This is a genomic window from Kitasatospora viridis (genome assembly GCF_007829815.1).
Lineage (GTDB): Bacteria > Actinomycetota > Actinomycetes > Streptomycetales > Streptomycetaceae > Kitasatospora > Kitasatospora viridis.
Map to the genome: position 1 here is coordinate 508981 of NZ_VIWT01000002.1, position 18037 is coordinate 527017.

19 protein-coding genes and 1 pseudogene are annotated in these 18037 nt (G+C 72.6%); 7 read left to right on the top strand and 13 right to left on the bottom strand.

What is annotated here, in order from left to right:
* Positions 1-8 precede the first annotated feature (8 nt).
* Together FHX73_RS29525 and FHX73_RS29530 are read right to left on the bottom strand one after the other, a co-directional pair.
* On the bottom strand, positions 9-281 hold the full coding sequence (locus tag FHX73_RS29525) for a pilin (protein ID WP_145908939.1): 273 nt from the start codon (positions 279-281) through the stop codon (positions 9-11).
* 194 nt (positions 282-475) lie between these two features.
* Positions 476-1270, bottom strand: coding sequence for a sigma-70 RNA polymerase sigma factor region 4 domain-containing protein (locus FHX73_RS29530; RefSeq protein WP_145908940.1), 795 nt, complete (start codon positions 1268-1270; stop codon positions 476-478).
* A gap of 309 nt (positions 1271-1579) precedes the next feature.
* Here FHX73_RS29530 and FHX73_RS29535 point away from each other — a divergent pair, with 309 nt between their 5' ends.
* The 6 genes and pseudogenes from FHX73_RS29535 to FHX73_RS29555 all read left to right on the top strand — a co-directional run bounded on the left by FHX73_RS29535 (position 1580) and on the right by FHX73_RS29555 (position 6318).
* The gene (locus FHX73_RS29535) at positions 1580-2320 is read left to right on the top strand and encodes a hypothetical protein (protein WP_145908941.1); all 741 of its coding nucleotides are present in this window, start codon (positions 1580-1582) and stop codon (positions 2318-2320) included.
* A 13-nt stretch (positions 2321-2333) separates the two neighbouring features.
* A complete protein-coding gene (locus tag FHX73_RS29540; protein ID WP_145908942.1) occupies positions 2334-3176 on the top strand; it encodes a TRM11 family SAM-dependent methyltransferase in 843 nt (280 codons plus the stop codon).
* Positions 3176-3667, top strand: a pseudogene (locus tag FHX73_RS47695) (DNA cytosine methyltransferase); the annotation flags it as partial. The gene FHX73_RS29540 and the pseudogene FHX73_RS47695, both read left to right, overlap by 1 nt.
* 411 nt (positions 3668-4078) lie before the next feature.
* A complete protein-coding gene (locus FHX73_RS46555; protein WP_246213946.1) occupies positions 4079-4219 on the top strand; it encodes a hypothetical protein in 141 nt (46 codons plus the stop codon).
* Between the two features lie 263 nt (positions 4220-4482).
* On the top strand, positions 4483-5556 hold the full coding sequence (locus tag FHX73_RS29550) for an alpha/beta hydrolase (protein WP_145908944.1): 1074 nt from the start codon (positions 4483-4485) through the stop codon (positions 5554-5556).
* A gap of 123 nt (positions 5557-5679) precedes the next feature.
* Positions 5680-6318, top strand: coding sequence for a hypothetical protein (locus FHX73_RS29555; protein WP_145908945.1), 639 nt, complete (start codon positions 5680-5682; stop codon positions 6316-6318).
* 109 nt (positions 6319-6427) lie between these two features.
* On the opposite strand, the gene FHX73_RS29560 is transcribed toward FHX73_RS29555, so the two are convergent.
* From FHX73_RS29560 to FHX73_RS29610, 11 genes are all read right to left on the bottom strand, one after another.
* Positions 6428-7036: a hypothetical protein gene (locus FHX73_RS29560; RefSeq protein WP_145908946.1), complete on the bottom strand. Its 609-nt coding sequence runs from the start codon at positions 7034-7036 to the stop codon at positions 6428-6430.
* A 277-nt stretch (positions 7037-7313) separates the two neighbouring features.
* The gene (locus tag FHX73_RS29565) at positions 7314-8000 is read right to left on the bottom strand and encodes a response regulator (protein ID WP_145908947.1); all 687 of its coding nucleotides are present in this window, start codon (positions 7998-8000) and stop codon (positions 7314-7316) included.
* A 53-nt stretch (positions 8001-8053) separates the two neighbouring features.
* Complete coding sequence (locus FHX73_RS29570) at positions 8054-9202, bottom strand: sensor histidine kinase (RefSeq protein WP_145908948.1); 1149 nt, start codon at positions 9200-9202, stop codon at positions 8054-8056.
* 88 nt (positions 9203-9290) lie between these two features.
* On the bottom strand, positions 9291-9836 hold the full coding sequence (locus tag FHX73_RS29575; RefSeq protein WP_145908949.1) for a hypothetical protein: 546 nt from the start codon (positions 9834-9836) through the stop codon (positions 9291-9293).
* 141 nt (positions 9837-9977) lie between these two features.
* Complete coding sequence (locus FHX73_RS29580) at positions 9978-10733, bottom strand: amino acid ABC transporter ATP-binding protein (protein ID WP_246213947.1); 756 nt, start codon at positions 10731-10733, stop codon at positions 9978-9980.
* Positions 10730-11647: an amino acid ABC transporter permease gene (locus FHX73_RS29585; protein WP_342795334.1), complete on the bottom strand. Its 918-nt coding sequence runs from the start codon at positions 11645-11647 to the stop codon at positions 10730-10732. Before FHX73_RS29585 ends, FHX73_RS29580 begins: the two co-directional genes overlap by 4 nt.
* Before the next feature lie 11 nt (positions 11648-11658).
* The gene (locus tag FHX73_RS29590) at positions 11659-12546 is read right to left on the bottom strand and encodes an ABC transporter substrate-binding protein (RefSeq protein WP_145908950.1); all 888 of its coding nucleotides are present in this window, start codon (positions 12544-12546) and stop codon (positions 11659-11661) included.
* Between the two features lie 230 nt (positions 12547-12776).
* Positions 12777-13649, bottom strand: coding sequence for an SAM hydroxide adenosyltransferase (locus FHX73_RS29595; protein WP_145908951.1), 873 nt, complete (start codon positions 13647-13649; stop codon positions 12777-12779).
* Between the two features lie 333 nt (positions 13650-13982).
* A complete protein-coding gene (locus tag FHX73_RS29600) occupies positions 13983-14624 on the bottom strand; it encodes a hypothetical protein (RefSeq protein WP_145908952.1) in 642 nt (213 codons plus the stop codon).
* Positions 14621-15223 carry an RNA polymerase sigma factor gene (locus tag FHX73_RS29605; protein ID WP_145908953.1) on the bottom strand — a complete coding sequence of 201 codons (603 nt, stop codon included), beginning with the start codon at positions 15221-15223 and terminating at the stop codon, positions 14621-14623. Before FHX73_RS29605 ends, FHX73_RS29600 begins: the two co-directional genes overlap by 4 nt.
* 126 nt (positions 15224-15349) lie before the next feature.
* Positions 15350-17293 carry a serine/threonine-protein kinase gene (locus FHX73_RS29610; protein ID WP_145908954.1) on the bottom strand — a complete coding sequence of 648 codons (1944 nt, stop codon included), beginning with the start codon at positions 17291-17293 and terminating at the stop codon, positions 15350-15352.
* A 230-nt stretch (positions 17294-17523) separates the two neighbouring features.
* On the opposite strand from FHX73_RS29610, the gene FHX73_RS29615 reads away from it, so the two are divergent.
* Positions 17524-17913 carry a VOC family protein gene (locus FHX73_RS29615; protein WP_145908955.1) on the top strand — a complete coding sequence of 130 codons (390 nt, stop codon included), beginning with the start codon at positions 17524-17526 and terminating at the stop codon, positions 17911-17913.
* The last annotated feature ends 124 nt before the right edge of the window (positions 17914-18037 follow it).

The window sequence follows — 18037 nt, forward strand, 5'->3', positions numbered from 1 at the left end:
CACCGCGGTCACTTGGTGTTGACCAGACTCTTGAGGACGTCGAGGAGCGCCGGCGCCAGGATCGCGAGCATGTAGCCGAGCCCGGCCGACTTGATCGCGGTCTTGGCCTTCATCACCTCGCCCGGATCCCCGCCCGCCAGCAGGTAGCGCAGGCCGCCGAAGGTCAGGAACGTGGTGGCGATCGTCGCGGCGATCCCGGTGATCCAGGCCGTGACGTTGGAGAAGACCTGGTCGATGGTCGGCGGCGCGGAGAGCACGGACTGTGCGAGGAGGACGTGCATGGCTGCTCCGTTGCGGGGAGTCCGGGAGGGTGGGGGAACCGGGGGAGAGGGAGCGGCGGGGCCGGGGCTCCAACGGCCCGACCTCCCTTCGGGGGTCTCGGCCGATCGGCGGCGGTGGCGGTGTCAACGTCCGCGGCGAACGCACCGGCCCCGCAGCCCCTCTCACCCAGTCAAAACGCGCTGGCGACGCGTTCCTAACGCTGCGTCATCAGATCCGCCGTCGGCGTGCAGTCCAGCCGCCCGCCCCGCAGCGCCTCGATCAGCCGCACCTCGGCCCGCCGCCGGCGCATCCCCAGCGACTCCGGCGTGCACCCCGCCCGCTCGGCCAGCACCCGCACCGGCACCCCGTCCAGCCGGGTCGCCGCGATCAGGTCGGCCGCCTCCCGCGACAGCACGCCCGCCGCGACGGCGAGCTCCAGCACGGTCTCCGGATTCAGCGCCGTGCCCTGCTGCGCCGCGCCGTCCCCCAGCGCGCTGCTGCGGCGCCCGTGCTCGGCCTCCCGGTTGCGGAAGGAGCGAGCCGCCCGGTCCGCCGCCCAGCACAGGCTGGCCGGGATCCGCCCGGGCTGCTCCATGGTCGGCGCCTGCTCGCGCAGCCGGACGAGCGCGTCCCAGAAGCCGCAGAGCATCACCTGCTGCAACTCCACCGCCAGCTCCGGCACCTCCCGCCGCAGCCGCCCGGCGATCCGCCACAGCCCCGGCAGGGCCATCGCGCAAGTCGCGGTGCACCACTCCTCGCCCGCCCGGCCGCCGGCCCGAGTCAGCGTCAGCAGTCGCACCCAGATCGCCCCGCGGGTGGCGAAGCCGACCGACGGGTGCAGCAGCAGGGCCCGCAGCGAGGCCATGTCCAGCCAGCCGTCCGGGAGCGAGCCGTCCAGGTCCGCGACGTAGAGCGTGAGCGGCACGGGCCGCTCGACGAGCAGGCGCAGCTCCTGCTCCACCAGCTGCAGGGGCTCGACCGGCTTGCGGGAGGTCGATCGGACGTCCATGGGCGTACTCCTTCGATCCGAGGGCGTCAGCGGTGATCGCCGAGTGGATCGAGTGCGCCAAGGGGCGCGGAGGCGGACCGGAAACGATCTTGAGCGCGGTTGCCGGGAGCGCGGGGCACGGGTGGAGGCGAGACGGAGTTCGGACGGAGCTCCGCCGCCTCCGAGCCACCTCCATCCAGTCGCTGGCCTGCGGCGACGCGAGTCTCCAGCCGCGTAGGGTCGCGCCTGGGACCAGCCCGAAAGAACCTTGAAACTCGTCCCGGAAGCCGACCGCACGTTAGGAACCGGCAGCGATCGGCGTTTCCTTGGATGTCAACGTCCTGCGGCGACAACGGCCCGCCGCCGGTGTCGAAAACGCCCGTCCCGCTGACCGTCTGGCTCACCGACCCCTTCGCCGGCTGCTGCACCAGCTGCGAGATCCCCGGCGACGCCGCCTGCGCCGACCGGATCCCGCCCGGCCTGGCGCACCGGATCATCGACGCGTTCTCCGCCACCGGGGACCTCGTCTTCCTCCCCGACCCCGGCAACGGCATCCTGCTGACCGCCGCCGCGCGGGCCGGCCGCGGTGCCGTGGCCCTGAGCACCAAGGGCCTGAGCACCAAGGCCCTGAGTGCTGAGGCCCTGAGCGCTGAGGCCCACCTCCACCTCACCTCCACGCCGGCTCCGGCCCACCTCCGCCGCACCGTCCCGCACGCGCGTGCCCGCCTGGCCGTCGCCGCACCCCACACCCCCGCCACCCCGCACCACGCCGCCGCGCTCATCGCCGCCTGCGCGCGAGCCCTGCACCCGCGAGGCGTCCTCGTCCTCTGCTCCCGCCAGAGCGGCGCACCGGACGCCGCCGGCCACCTCATCGCCCACGCCCAGGCCTGCGGCCTCGCCTACCTCCAGCACATCGTCGCCGTCGAGGCCGTCGCCACCGGCAGCGCCCTCGCCCCCCGACGCCCCCGCACCGTCGACCACGCGCCCGGCTGCGCCTGCCCGCTCTCCCGCGTCCGCGCCGGCCGCCACGCCCTGATCCACACCGACCTGCTCGTCCTCACCAAGCCCTGAGGAGAACCCGCGGATGCTGACACCCACTCACCTGCCCACCTCCGTCTGGGCCACCGCCCAAGCCAACGGCCCCAAGCAGCGCCGCGACCGCTACACCCCGACCTCCACCACCCACCCGGCCCGCATGCTCCCGGCCATCGCCGCCCACGCCGTCCGCACCTACACCCGCCCCGGCCAACTCGTGCTCGACCCGATGTGCGGCACCGGCACCACCCTGGTCGAAGCCGTCCACCTCGGCCGCCACGCCCTCGGCATCGACATCGAAGGCCGCTGGACCGCCGTCACCCGCGCCAACCTGCGCCTGGCCCGCACCCAGGGTGCCACCGGCACCGCCACCGTCACCACCGCCGACGCACGCACCTTCGCCGACCCCGGCCGGCACGGCGCGGTCCACCTCCTGCTGACCTCCCCGCCCTACGGCACCGCCGTCCACGGCCGCGTCGACACCACCCGCGACACCGGCCACTCGGGCCTGGCACGCTACGACTCCAGCTACGGCACCAACCCGGCCAACCTCGCCCACGCCCCCACCGACCGCCTGCTCACCGCCTTCACCGCCATCCTGCGCACCTGCCGCCCCCTGCTCGCCCCAGGCGCCCACGTCGTCGTCATCGCCCGCCCCTGGCGCCACCACGGCGAACTCGTCGACCTCCCCTCCGCCATCCTCGCCGCCGGCCAGGCCGCCGGGCTGCTCCCCGTCGAGCGCTGTGTGGCCCTCCTCGCCGGAGTCCGCGACGGCGACCTCGTCGCCCGCCCGTCCTTCTCCCAACTCCAACACCTGCGCACCGCACGCGAAGCCGGCCTGCCCACGCACCTGATCGTCCACGAGGACGTCCTGATCCTGCGAGCCCGCTGATGGCCACCCCGACACTGCGCATCGGCAGCCTCTTCACCGGAATCGGCGGCCTCGACCTGGCAGCGGAGAACCTCCTCCCGGCCCGCCTCGCCTGGTGCGCCGACCGAGACCCCGCCGCCGCCACGGTCCTCGCGGCCAGGTACCCCGGCGTCCCCAACCTCGGCGACGTCAGCGAAGCCGACTGGGAATCCGTCGCCCCGGTGGACGTGATCACCGCCGGATTCCCCTGCCAGGACATCTCCTACGCCGGACTCGGCGCCGGACTCAGGGAAGGAACCCGCAGTGGACTGTGGCACGCCGTCAGCGGAGCCGTTCGCGTACTTCGACCCCAGCTCGTCATCGTGGAGAACGTGGCCGCCCTGCTCCGACGCGGCTTCGACACCGTCGCCGCCGACCTGGCCGCGAGCGGGTACGACTTCGGCTGGCGCTGCCTTCGCGCGAGCGACGTCGGAGCCCCGCACCGCCGCGACCGCCTCTTCCTGCTCGCCGTGCGACGCGACCCGCCTGCTGGCCACCCCCACGGTCTCCGACTCCCACGGCCCGCGGAAGGCCCAGCCCATCGGACGCGGCCCCAACCTGTGCACCCAGGTCGCCCTCACCCTCGCGCCAGCACCGCACCGTCTCCTGCCGACCCCGCTCGCCGGCGACGGTGCCAAGGGCAGCCCCCGGCAGAAGGGCTCCAAGGGCGACCTCACCCTCCCCTCCGCAGTCCTCAGCATCACCGCCCGCAGCACCCCGGACCCACAGGACACCTGACGTCACGTCACACCGACTGGGCCGAGTACACCCCGGCGATCCGCCACTGGGAACGCCTCCTCGGCCACCCCGCACCCCGGCCCACCTGCCCCGGCCGCACCGGATCGCCCGTCCTGTCCCCGGACTTCGTCGAGTGGCTGATGGGCATGCCCGGCCGCACCGCCGACCTCGGCCTCTCCCGCACCGCCCGCCTGCGCCTGTGCGGCAACGCCGTCGTCCCGCAACAGGCCGAGCGGGCATTGCGGCTGATCAGCCGACAACTCGACGCGACCACTCCGAACGGGTAGCACCTGGTTCGGCCCGGCCAGCGGGACCGCCCGCGCAGTGGGCGGACGGTGATCGTTGCCGGATCCGTGCAGCCTCGTCAGATGGGAGGCTGCCGGGATCGGCACTTCATTGATCACGACCGGCAGGAGAGGATGACCGGTGTTCAGTGAGGCGGGGGAGGACGAAGGTGCTGAGAAGTCTGACGATTCCGGTGGGGACGGCCGTGCCCGCCCATCGGCGCGGGACACCCCGCCCCGCTTCGCCGGGCCGGGTGTGAGCAACCGTGCCCATCGGCTTCCTCATCACCCTCGCACTGCTGGCACTGTGCACGTTCGCCGCCCTCCGGCCGCCCATGCCGCGGCAGACGAGCCGGTCGAACCTGTGGTGCTGGCTCGGGTACCTCCTCAACGAGCAACCGTTCCTCGGCCTCGCCCTGTTGGCCGCCAGCGCCCCTCCGACCCTGACGAGCCGGGTCGGTACACCGACGTGGTGGCTCACGGCCGCACTCACCGCCCTTCCGGCCTGCGGCATGGCCGCGCTCGCGGTCCGCACCCGCTCGGCACGGGGCGTCCTGGAGGCGGCTCTGGCGGCCGAGCCGGGCATCCGGATGCCCGCAAGCCGACCGCCCGTCCTCCCGATCCTGCTGCTACCGCTGCTCTCCTGGCGGCCCGGCGTCCGCCGCCTGCGAAACCGCCGGTACGGCGACGCCCGGGCCCAGCGCCTCGACGTCTACCTCCCCCGCAGCCGACCGCAGGGCGCTCCCATCCTGCTGTACCTGCACGGCGGCGGGTTCGTGACAGGCAGTAAGCTGCTCGGCGCGCGACCGCTGCTCTACCGCATGGCCAAGCGCGGCTGGGTCTGCGCCAGTGCGAACTACCGGCTGCGCACCGCCTACACCGACTCGCTGACGGACGCGAGGCAGGCGATCGCCTGGCTGCGCGAGCACGCGGACGAGCTCGGTGCCGATCCCGCACGTCTGGTCGTCGCCGGCGGATCGGCCGGCGCCCACCTGGCCGCGACCGTCGCGCTGACCGACGGCTCGGTCTCGGGCGCGATCGGACTGTACGGCTACTACGGGCCGGCCGGGCAGGACGCATCGGGCGCCCCGGCCACCCCGCACGCCCATGTCCACGCCGACGCACCACCGTTCCTGATCGTGCACGGCGCCCTGGACACCCTGGTGCTGGCCGAGGACGCCCGCCACTTCGCGGACCAGCTCGACCACGCGTCCAGCGCACCGGTCGCCTACGCCGAACTACCCGGCACCCAGCACAACTTCGACTTCTTCCACTCGCTGCGGCTGCGTGCCGTCGCCGACGCCGTCGAGGGCTTCGCGGTCTGGGCCACCCGCCGATGACCTGACAGGTCGACAGGCGGCCCTGGCGTTCCGGGCCGCTGGAGGACGGCGGCGGCCCCGCACCGGGCGCATGCGTACACCCACTCATACGCCCGGTGCGCGCGAACTGGCACCATGCGAGCCATGACACCGAGCCCTGAACCGACCGCTCCCCGCCGCTGGAGCACCACGCGGATCGCCGTGATCGCCGCCGTCACGGTCGGACTGTGCCTCGGCCTCGTCCTGTTCGTGCGCGCCTGGTCCGGAAAGCCCTACCCCGTGGCCGATCCCACCGCCACCGCCCACCGGCTCGACGGCCGGACCCAGGCCGTCTACGACGCCATGGCCTTGCCCCCCGTGCACCTCGAAACCCCGTGGGGCCACAACGACATCAGCACCGACAACAGCGCCTGCGGGATGCGGGGGATCCGGGCCTGGATCAACAAATCGGACGGCGGCTGGCGCCCCGAGCCGAACACCTACGCGATAGTCGAGGACTGGAAAGTCGCCGACGTCACCAGGCCCACCGCCCAGGCCGCGCTCCAGCGCGCCCAGCAGGCCCTGACCACCCATGGCTGGACGGTGGTCAGCTACGACCCCGACTCCGCCCACCTGGTGCTCCATCCGCCCGCCCCCGCCGGCGACACCGTCGATGTCGCCTTCGACTCGCTGGACCACATCGAAGTCACGGCCACCTCGGAGTGCGTTACCGCCGTCCTGCCAGCCTTCCCCGACATGTGGACCCTGCCGAGCCCGAGCGCGCCTTCCCAGCTGCGCAACTGACGTGATGCCGGCGAGCAATGCTGGGGATCTGTGGATCGCTGCCGGGAGGCACGCGGAAGGCGTACCTTCTCGAACGATCCGAGTCTCGGAACCCGGCCCCGCGACGGGACTACCGCGCCCAGCGTCCCATGGTCGGCGCGGTGCCGATCAGGCACTCGATGCCGGTCGGGAAGCCGACGAGGGCGTAGGCGGTCAGGCGCAGGTGGCCTTCAAGGCAGACCAGGTTGCCCTGCGTCTCGCCGACGAGGATGAGCGGAGGAAACCGCTCGCCTCTGCTGAGCGCGTGGGCTGCTTCGATGAGGGGTTCGTTGGGCACGTCGAACGCACGCAGTCCTGCCCTGATGCGTGCGGCCGAGTCAGTGGGCCGGCGGCTACCACCCGACAGTTCAACCCAGTAGGAATAGTCGAGGTAGCGCACGCCGGCGGCTTCGTCGGAGGACAGGAGTGCCCTGGTCCACGTGGCGCGAGCGGGGAAGTTCTCGAACAGGTCGCGGTTCTCGCCGTACCCGCGGGTCGCAGCGAGCAGAGCTCGGCGAGCGAGGTTCGCTCCGGCGTCGGAGTAGTCCGGATGGGTCAGCAACTGCTCGGCCTGCCCGGCTGCCGCCAGGTGGGACCGGAGGTCATGGCCGAACCTCCGGCTGGACAGCTCGCCGCTCAAGAAGCAGGCGACCATCTCGTCCTCACTGCTCATACCGAGTAACTGCACGACCGTCAGCATAGGACCGACTCCGTTGGCTGCCCCACACTGCTACCGGAGCGCGACTCCGCTGGCTGGGGGCGCGCATCCAAGGCGCCGGGGATCGCGGGACCGCCACGTCACCCCGTCCACAGGTCTTGGCTGTTGCTCGATGCCAGCTCATAGGGGCCACTTCTCCGCCGCGCCGAAGTACCCGCGGGTCAGTGGAATGCGACGGTCGACCGGGCATGGCCCGGTCGGCCACTACGACTGGGCCAGTCCTGCTCGACCAGTGTCGCCGACGTACTCGGCGCGCCAGTCACGACCGCGGTCGGTCGGCCAAGCCGTGCCGCCAGGCCCAGGCCACCAAGGCGGCGCGGTCGTCGAGGGCGAGCTTGGCGAGCACGTGGTTGAGGTGGGTCTTGACCGTTGCCTCGCTGACGACCAGTTCCTTGGCCACCTGGCGGTTGTTGAGCCCGTTGGCCACGAGGTGGACGACGTCGACCTCACGACGGGTCAGCCCCTCGGCGCGCAGCTGGACTTCGGTCGGGGGCGCCGGGGCCGAGGGCCGGGTGGACGGCCCGCCGCTGACGAGCAGTTCGACCAGGCGCTGCTGGACCGCGGGGTCCAGGACGGTGCGGCCGGCCGCCACGTCGCGGATCGCGGCAAGTAGGGCCTCGCCGGTGGCGTCCTTGGTCAGGTAGCCTGCCGCGCCCGCGTGCAGCGCGGGGAGCACCGCGTCGTCGTCCGCGTACGTGGTGAGGACCAGCACCCGCACTCCGAGGTTCGCCGCGAGGATCTCGGCGGTCGCCCGGGCGCCGTCCAGCTCGGGCATCCGGAGGTCGACGAGGGCGACGTCAGGCCGCAGCTCCATGGCCAGTTGTACCGCCCGGCGGCCGTCGCCGGCCTCGCCCACCACCTCGATGTCGTCGGCCGAGGAGAGGAGCAGCACGACGCCGTCGCGCACCACCGCCTGGTCGTCGGCGACCAGCACCCGAATCGTCATCCGCCCGCCGCTCCCGTTCCGTTCGCTGTTCCGTCTGTCCGGCCGCCGCCAGGCTATCCGGCGCTGGGGACCCGAAGGTCGACCAGCCAGCCGGGTCCGCCGGGCGCGGGCCCGGCGGCCACCGTTCCGTCGACGGCTTCGATCCGCTCGGCCATGGTCCGCAGGCCGGTGCCGCTGCCCTGCACCGGAGAGGGCTGCCGACCGGCGGGCCGCCCGTGGTCGCGCACGGTCACCCGCAGCTCCCGGTCCAGCCAGCTCACCTGCACCCGGATCGGGCTGCCGGTCGCGTACCGGGCCGCGTTGGTCATGGCCTCCTGGACGGCCCGGTACACCGCGTGGCCCGTTTCGCGGTCGACCCGGCCCACCGGCCCGCTGACCTCCAACTCGGCGTCACCGGGGAAGTCCCGGACCAGCGCGGCCAGGTCGTCGGGGCCGCGCAGCGCGGAGGCCCGCAGCGCGCCCACGGCCGCCCGCGCCTCCTGGACCCCGTCCCGGGCCAGCTCGGCGGCCCGGTCGAGCGGCCCGGTCAACGCGGCCGGGGCGCCCTCCCGCCCGGCGATCGCGCGGATGGCCTGCAGCTGCATGGAGAGGCCGGCCAGGGTGTGGGCGAGCACGTCGTGCATCTCCTTGGCGATCCGGTTGCGCTCCTCGGTGGCCGCCGCCTCCCGCAGCGCCAGCCGGGACGCCTCCACCTCGGCCAGCAGCCCGACGGCGCGGTCCCGTTCGGCCTGCAGGATGACCTGATCGACCGACCGGTTGGCCATCAGCCAGGTGCCCACCCCCGCGAGCAGGCCGACCGCGCTGCCGGTGATCGCCATGATCGTCACGCCGGACGCGAGGGACACCACCATCAGGGCGGCCGTGCTCAGCGGCCCGGCGGGGATGCGCAGCGGCAGCACCAGGACGCCGACCAGCACCGCGACCTCGCCGAGGCCGCCGGGGGCCAGCAGTGTGACGGTGAGTCCGCTGGCGATGGTGAGCGCTGCGCCGAGACCGCCCACCCAGGACAGGTACCGCCGGCCCAGCAGCATCCCGAGCTCGGCGCACGCCATGAGCACACCGACGACGATCTTGTGCAGCGGGCCGGGCGCCGCGAGGACCGAGACCGCCCCGCATGCCACCAGCGCCGCCGCGCCGATCAGGTCGCGGCGGTTGAAGGCCTGGCGGAGCTCGGCGCTCGGACGCCGTCGTGGGGTCGGCATGTCAGCCCTTCCGGTCGCCGGTGGTCAGGGGGACAGCGCCGGCCCGCCCCAGGAGCGGGCCGGTGGAGTACGCGGGTCGCGGCCGGCCTCACACGGAGGCGCCGCGACGGTGCGCGAGGGTGGGCGCCGCGGACCGGTTGCCGCGCGCGACGAGGAGCTGGCCGCGGACGACGATCGTAGCGAGGCGCACGACCACCTCGCCGATCGCCATCAGGACCAGGGCCGCCACCCAGGCGTCGCCGCTGGTGATGTCGTGTGCCATGGAGAAGTGGGCGAGGTGCTTGGCCCCGGAGGCGTGCGAGGACCAGACGGCGAAGCCGAGGCGGAAGCCCATGGAGAGCACCCAGAGCGCCGCCGCGCCGATGGTCGCTTTGATGCGCACCTGGCCCGAGACCCTGCGGACCCGGGTGAGCAGGCCGCCGACGAGCCCGAAGGCGATGCCCAGCCCGGCGAACACGGCCACCAGGGCCAGGTCGTTGCCGGCTGTCGGGATGTGGCGCAGGTAGTTCACCGCCACCCAGCTGACGATGCCCAGCGGCAGCAGGACGGTGCGGACGGTGAGCCGCTCCTCGCGCAGCTGGCGGAAGACGATGAGGAGGAGGGCGAGGTCGATGATCCAGTCGGTGAGCGTCATGTCTTCGACTATGGCTTTTGGCCCCTGGGATGCCCTCCACCCCCGGGTGGAGGCCGGGTGGAACTTCCCGGGTGGAGACCGCGCGCGGGACTCCACCCGGCGGCCGGTGGGTTGGCCGGGCGAACCCTGTGGTTCACAGCACTAGCGTTCCAGGACGCGGGAGAGGAAGCGCCGGGTCGCCTCGTGGCGGGGCTCGGTGAGCACCTGTTCCGCGGTGCCCTGTTCGCGGATCACGCCGTCCTGGAGGAAGCAGACCTGGTCGGCGGCGTGCCGGGCGAAGCCCATCTCGTGGGTGGCCATCAGGATGGTCAGGCCGCGCTCCTTCAAGTCCGTGACCACGTCCAGCACTTCGCCCACGAGCTCGGGGTCGAGGGCCGAGGTGATCTCGTCGAAGAGCAGCACCTGCGGGTCGGTGGCCAGGGCGCGGGCGATCGCGGCGCGCTGCTGCTGGCCGCCGGAGAGCCGGTCCGGGTAGTCCTGCGCCTTGTCCGCGAGCCCCAGCCGGGCGAGCAGTTCGCGGGCCGCCTCCTCCGCCTGCCGGCGCGGCACCTTCTGCACCTGGCGCGGCGCGAGCGTGATGTTGTCGAGCACGCTCAGGTGCGGGAAGAGGTTGTACGCCTGGAAGACGATGCCGATCCGCCGACGGGCCAGGTTCGCGTCCAGGCGGGGATCGGTCAGCTCGGTTCCGCCCAGGTGGACGGTGCCGTCGTCGACCGTGTCCAGCAGGTCGACGCAGCGCAGCAGGGTGGACTTGCCCGAGCCCGATCCGCCGATCAGGCAGACCACCTGGTGCTCGGCGACGTCGAGGTCGATCGAGCGCAGGACCAGGCGCGAACCGTACGCCTTGCGCAGGCCGCGGATCCGCAGCAGTGGCTCGTTCAGCAGTGGCTCGTTCACCGTCCGGCCTCCGCCCAGGTGCGCTGCGCCGCGCGGCGCTGCAGTCGGTCGGCGTACCTGGTCAACGGGATGGTCACCGCGATGAACAGGGCCGCCGCCCCCAGGTAGGGGGTGTAGTTGAAGTCGTAGTCCGCCTTGATCTGTGCGGCCCGCAGCGCCTCCAGCGGCCCGAGGACGGCCACCAGCGCGGTGTCCTTCTGCAGCGCGATGAAGTCGTTGAGCAGGGGCGGCAGGACGTTGCGCACCGCCTGCGGGAGGATCACCCGCCGCAGGGTCTGCGACTCGCTCAGCCCGAGCGCCCGCGCGGCGTTGCGCTGGGCGGGGTGGACCGAGTTGAGGCCGGCCCGCAGCACCTCGCCCACGTAGGCGGTGTAGGAGAGCACCAGCGCGATGACGCCGAGCACCCAGGGCTGGGAGGGGGTGCCCTGCAACTGGAGCGCCGGCAGGCCGAAGCCGACCAGGAAGACCAGCAGCAGGGTCGGCACCCCGCGGAACACGTCCACGTACAGGGTCGCGGCCAGGCGCAGCGGCTGCAGTCCGGGCGCGCGGGTGACCCGCACCAGGGCGATCAGCAGGCCCAGGACGAGGATCAGCACCTCGGCGATCAGGAACATCCGGACGTTGAGCCAGAAGCCGTCCAGGATCGCGGGGAACGTCCTGCGGAACTCCGCACCGTCCAGGAAGCGGCTGTGCAGCCGCTCCCAGCCGGGCGAGGCGACCACGGCCGCCGCCACCGCCGCCGCGCTGGCCAGGGTGCACAGGGTGGCGATCCACCGGTTGCGCCGCTGGCGGGTGCGGCGGAACCGCTCCCGCTCGCGTTGCCGCTCGCTGGGCCGGTACTGCTCGGTGGACCGGTACTGCTCGTCCTGCGGGTCGGCCTGCTGATCCAGCTCGGCCGTGGTCTCGTGCTCCACTGTGCGATCCGTTACGGCTTGAGCTCGGGGGCGTCGGCCGAGGCCGACAGCCACTGGGAGGTGATCTTGTCCAAGGTGCCGTCGGCCTTGAGCGCGGCGAGTGCCTGGTTGACGCAGGGGGTGAACCCGCTGCCCTTGCCCAGCAGCAGGCCGAACTGCTCCGGCGTGCCGCCGTCGTAGTTGAACTGGCCCAGGATCTTGCCGCCCTGCACCTGTGCGCCGGCCAGGTAGAACACGGTGGGCAGGTCGGTGACGAGCGCGTCGACCTGGCCGTTCTGCAGTGCGTTGACCTCGTCGTTGGTGGTGTTGAAGACGCTCGGCTGCTGGCCGGGCTTGATCTCGTCGAGCACCGCCTGGTAGCTGGTGGTGGCGACCTGCACGCCGATCTTGGCGCCCTTGAGCTCGGCCAGCGAGGTGGCGCCCGCGTACTTGGACTTGGCCAGCACCAGGACGGCCTGGTTGGCCGTGTAGTAGCTGGTGGAGAAGTCCACCGTCTTGGCCCGCTCCGGGGTGCTGGAGATCTGGTTGATGTCGAAGTCGAAGGTCTTCGGCCCGGGAGCGTAGGAGCTGTCGAACGGTTCGACGACCCACTTCACCTGGTTCTGGGCGAAGCCGAGCTTGCCCGCCACCGCATAGGCGACGGCGCTCTCGAAGCCCTTGCCGTCGGACGGGTCGTTGTTGTCGAACCACGGCGAGTAGGCCGGGGAGTCGGTGGCGACGGTCAGCTGCCCCTGCTGGTGCAGGCTCGGGCTGGTCGCGCAGTTGCCGGAGGTCGTCGTCGCGGCCGTGGCCGTGCTCTGGGGCTGGGGCGCGCAGGCGGCGGCCGCGAGCACCAGGACTGCGCCCAGCGAGGCGGCGAGGGACGTACGGAACGTACGGGACGTACGGGAGAGCGACATGAGGGGTCCTTGGAACAAGCCGTCCGGAACGGGCGGTGCGAAAGCGAAAGGAAAAGGAATACCGGGGGAGTGCGCTCAGCGACACAGATCGCCGGCGCAGCGCACGTTGTCAACGTGTCGGCGGCGCACCAGGCGGAGGATTCCGGACATGCGCGTCAGCATTCCGGGTGCTGCGGTGCGGTGTCAATCGACGTGGCCGTCATGTGAGACGCGGACGCCGTGACAAGGCGTCAGTGGGTGGGGGCGAGAACGCTGTCGCCCTCGCGCAGACCGAACAAATCGGCCGCGGAACCGCCCCGCACCACCAGTTCGGCGAATCCCAGGCCGGAACTTCCGGTGGTGATTCCCGGCTCGCCGTACGGCACATCGGGCAGCCGGTCGTAACAGCGCACCTGGACCCGGCGGCCGTCGCGCGAGCTGTGCACGGACAGGCCGTCCGACGCCCGGGAGCCGGGGATGGCGGCGACCGGGCGGTCCAGCTTGCAGTTGCCGAAGTTATCCACCACGGCGACCCGCACCGCGTCGGCCGCGCCGGCCGTGTCGGCCGGACCGGTTGCGCCCGGGGCCGACGCCTGCAGGGCGTGCGGCCGCGCGGGGACCGGGCGGCCGTCCACCAACCAGCGGGCCAGCAGCGGCACGTACCAGAGGCTGCGGAACTGGGTCCGCACGATCTCCTCGACCTCGGCCGGTGACAGCTCGGCCCACTGCGCGGCCGCGGCCTCCACCACCTCGCGCACGTCGGTGACCTGAACCTCGGTCAGCTCCAGGTAGGCCTGCAACGGCGCGAGGACCCGGGGGTTCAGCGTGCTGATCACCAGGTGCTGCTTGTGGCGGAAGTAGCAGAACGGCGCCCCGTTGGTCCAGGAGCCGTCCCGCGGCGCGATGTTGACCAGCACCACGACCGGATGCGTCGGCCCGCCGACGAGATCGGTGGCGCGCAGCAGGTCGAGCAGCGTGAGCGCGGCGACGCCCTCGGGGTCGGGCCCGGTCAGCGGCAGGACGCTCGGCGTGGCCCCGAAGAGCGCGGCGATCCTGGCCGACTGCCGGGCCACCGCGTTGGGGTCGGCGCAGTCGGTGAGTGAGATGACCGGGGGGTGGGTCATGGCGGTGTTCTCCCTGCGGATGGAAATGGCTGGGTGCGGCAGCCACGGGAAACGGCTGCGGCTGAGGCGGGTGAGGAATGAGGAATGAGGAGCGCGGAACACGCGGGGCAAAGGCAGAGGGGGCAATAAAAAACGGACCCCCCGTTGCCGGAGGGTCCGTCGCGTCTTGCGCGCACACGGCTTCGCTTAGCGAAGCGCCTCCGACATTCGGGGCATCATTCGCATCATGGCGAGAGCGGTGGTGTGCTGCATGGAGGGGACGATAGCACCGGAAATGCTCCTCCGATCCACCCTGACCACACTGTGGACAAGGCCGCCCCCGAAATGCCTTCCTCAATGCCCTCCCGGCGCGAGCGCGCGCTGGGCGTAGTCCGGCACGCAGGTCGGGACCTTCCAGTACACCGCCATCCCGAACGGACCCGACGTGGAGCCCGGGGGAACCGACAGCACCAGCGTCGACCCGGGCGGCATGGTGCGCGGCGTGATGCGCACCGCGAAGCTGCCGTCGGAGGAGGTCACCAGGCTCTCCCGCAGGATCTCGGGCGGCACCGCACCGCGGTCGGCCGCCGGGTGCTGGTCCAGGTAGGTCAGCACCGGGTCCGGCACCAGCACGCCGTCGGCCTTCGGGCAGCTGCTGGGCGAACTCTCCTGCACCGCCACGAACGGGATCCCGCGGGAGGCCAGGTCCTTCTGCAGCCTGGGGATCCCGTCCCGGTTGAAGAGCTTGACCAGGGTCTCGCCGTCGGCCCCCGTGGTGACCGCGTAGGCCGCCGATCCCGGCGAGGTGTCGTGCCCCAGCACCGGATAGGCGACCAGACCCGCCGTCAGCACGGTCAGAGCGCCTGCGGCGAGCAGCACCCGGGACCGCCGGGCGCGGGGCGCTCCGGGCGCGGTGGCGGGGACGGGCCGCTCCGCCGCGAGCAGGGCGAGCTGCTCCCCGAGCCGCTCCTGGAACGTGCCGGGCCTGTCGTTCATCGTGCGACCTCCAACTGCGGGACGGGGATGGGGGCTGGGCCGGTGTGCACGGCCCGCAGCAGTCGGCGCGCCCGGTGCAGCCGGACCCGGACGGTGGCGTGCGTGATGCCCAGCGCCTGGGCGGTCTCCGCCGTGCTCAGCCCGTCCAGCGCCACCAGGTCGAGGACGGCGCGCAGCGGCTCGGAGAGCGCGGCGTGGCGGTCGGCGAGCGCGCGGACGGCCTGCTGGGCGTCGATCCGCTCCTCCAGGGCGGCGATGTCCTGGTCGTCCAGCAGCCGGCGCCCACTGAGCCGCGCGACGGCGCCCTGCTCGCGGGTCCGCCCGCGGGCGTGGGCGGCGATCACGTTGCGCGCGATTCCGTACAGCCAGGCGATCGGCGCGCCCCGGTCCGGGCGGTAGCCGTCGGCGGCCTCCAGAGCGGCGACGAATATGTCCGCCGTCAGATCGGCGGCCAGCTGCGGGTCGGCGACCCGCCGGGTGGTGAAGCCGAGGACGGCTTCGACGTGGTCCCGGTAGAACTCGCCGAACGCCTCCGGCCCGGCGATCCCGGCCGGAGGATGCCCGCGTTCACGTCCGGTGCGGCGTGCTGGTCCGAGCATGGCGGCCTCCTGTCCCGAAGGACCCCGACCGGGTCCCCTCACCCGGTACTTGGTCGTCGGACGGAGAAGTGTTTCATCCGCTGTCGTTGCACGAGGAGCCGATTCGACGGGCCCGACCTCTCGCGCTCACGGCCGCCTCATGGTGGTGAACCTCGGGACGGGAAGATTCAGCACGCCGACCCGTCGTGGTGTGGCGACGGTCAGGGCCGGTTTGACGCCGAACGTCATCACCCTTGCGGCGAGGGCGTGTTCGCCGAGCCCGGGCAGCTCGGCGATGACCTGGCGCTGGTTCAGGTCCCAGACCCGGATGACGTCGTGGAGGATCTGGACCACGACGATCTGCCGGAGGTGGTCGTACGCCAGGGTCAGTTCCCCGGACTGGTCGCCCCCGGTGGTGCCGATCGGCAGGCGGCCGATCTCCGTGCCGGTGGCCGTCTCGTGGACGGCGATGCCGTTCGGGTCGGACACGCAGGCCAGTGCGCCGGAGGTACTGAGGGTGAGGCCGGTCACCACCGGGCGGCCGCCGAAGCTGTGCAGGCCCCGGCCGTTCGACCCGTCCCAGGCGACGGCCCCGGCCGGGGCCCAGCCCGTGCCGCCGCCCCAGCCGACCACGATGCCGTCGGCGGCGGCCAGCAGGTGCCGGGGGCGCGCGGTGCCCGCGAACTGCAGCCGACGGTTCGGCCCCGTCAGGGCGACGGGTGGCGCATCCGGCCCGGCCAGGGCGATCGCGCGGATGCCCTGGTGCTGGAACACGGCGCCGGTGGTGTACTGCCGAGACTCGTCCGGTGTGTCCAGCGGCCGGCCGAGGACGGGCGCCTGCCCTTGCAGATAGGCATCGACGAGGACCTGCCGGGTCCCGTGGGAGAAGGCGTCCGGAATCCACTGCAGGACGGTCAGGGCGGTGGCGTCGGGCCCGCCCGCCAGCACCGTGCCCTCGTCCGGGCCGAACAGCCCGGGTACCTGGAAGGCCGGGGACAGCCGCATCGTGCTGTGGACCTCCACCGACGACCAGAGCCGACCCAGGGCCTGGCCGCGCAGGCACACCGCCAGGGCGGGCGAGCCCTGGGCGCGGACCGGCTGCAACCACGCCTGCTCGACGACCTGTTCGGGCGAGCAGACGAACAGCGGCCGCAGGGCCTCCAGCGAGGTCGGGCCCTGGAGCGGCGGGTGGTCCGGCAGGGGCGGAACCGGACTCGGGATGCGGTCGACCCTCGCCGGTGCGAGCACGGTCGGGGTGTAGACCGGCGCGGGGCCCTGGAGGCTGCGGCGCAGCTTGTCGGCCGTCGCGAGCGCGTCCGGGCGCATCGCGGGGTCCTTGCTCAGCAGCGCGCTCAGCAACTCCGTGAGCGGTCCGGCGTTCACGGGCGGCGCGGGCTGCTGGGTGAGGATCGAGACGTACAGCGCCGTCAGTGTCGTCGCGTCGAACGGGCGGTGGCCCTCGACGATCGCGTACAGCGTCGCGCCGAGTGACCACATGTCGCTGGCGGGCGCGGCCTCGCGGCCCTCCAGCTGCTCCGGCGACATGTAGTGCGGGGTGCCGATCGCGACGCCGGTGCGGGTGAGCTGGGTGGTGGAGTCCAGGATCCGGGCGATCCCGAAGTCGGCGATGACGGCGCGGGTGCCGGAGAGCAGGACGTTCTCCGGCTTCAGGTCGCGGTGCACGACGCCGGCGGCGTGGGCGTGGGCGAGTGCGTCGGCCATGGCGGCGCCGAGCTCCGCGACCCGGCGCCAGTCCATGGCCCCGCGTACGCGGACCTCCTCGGCGAGGGAGGAGCCGTGGACCAGTTCCATCACGATCCACGGGATGCCGCCGTCGGTGACGACGTCGTGGACGGTGATCACCCCGTCGTGCCGCAACCGGGCCGCGACGCGCGCCTCGCGCATCGCCCGCTCCACCAACTCGTGGCGCTCCTCAGGAGGCAGATCGTCCGGGAGCATCAACTCCTTGACCGCGACGACCCGGTCGAGGTGGGCATCGTGGCCGCCCCACACCCGGCCCATCCCGCCGCGCCCGATCAAGCGGTCCAGCCGGTACCGGCTGTTGACCATGTACCCCACCCCAACAGACATGTGGATCACTCTAGGCCGTAGGTCGCGGGGCGTTGAATCGAATGGTTCGGGCCAGGGACGGTGTCCAGGGCCGTCCGGGCCGTCTTCCGAGTCGATGCCGTATCCCGGTTCGCGCAGGCGGGCCGAAGGCGCGGTCACATTTCCGATCCCAGGCGCGGGTCAGGACCGATCCTGTCCTGGTTCACCGCTACCTTCGAGGTGTCTTAGGCACGTTAGAGAGGAAATGACACATGATCGACCATGTTTTCCTGAATGTGAGCGACCTGGACCGTTCCGCCGAGTTCTACATGCAGGCACTGAAGCCGTTCGGCATCAGCGAGCTGGTCGACTTCGACGGCTCGACCGCCCCGGAGTGGGTCGGCGACCTCAAGGGGTTCGGCGCCGGCGGGGTCTTTCCGCTCTGGCTGCGCGAAGGCGCCGCCACGGCAGGTACGCACGTCGGCTTCACCGCACCCTCGAAGGAGGTGGTCGACGCGGCGTACGCGGCGGCCATCGCCGCCGGCGCGACCGACAACGGCGCACCCGGGGACCGCCCTTACTTCGCACCCGGGTACTACGCGGCCAACGTCCTCGACCCCGATGGGTACAGCCTGGAGTTCACGTACCACGGGAAGCCCTGACGAGGTCGACGTCGAGGTGGACGCCCGCCCCCAGGCGGCGTTCATGATGTCGAGCAGTCCGCCGTCCGGGAAGTGCACGACGAGCGTGGCCGCGAACGGCAGGTGCACGGGCCCTGGGCAGGCG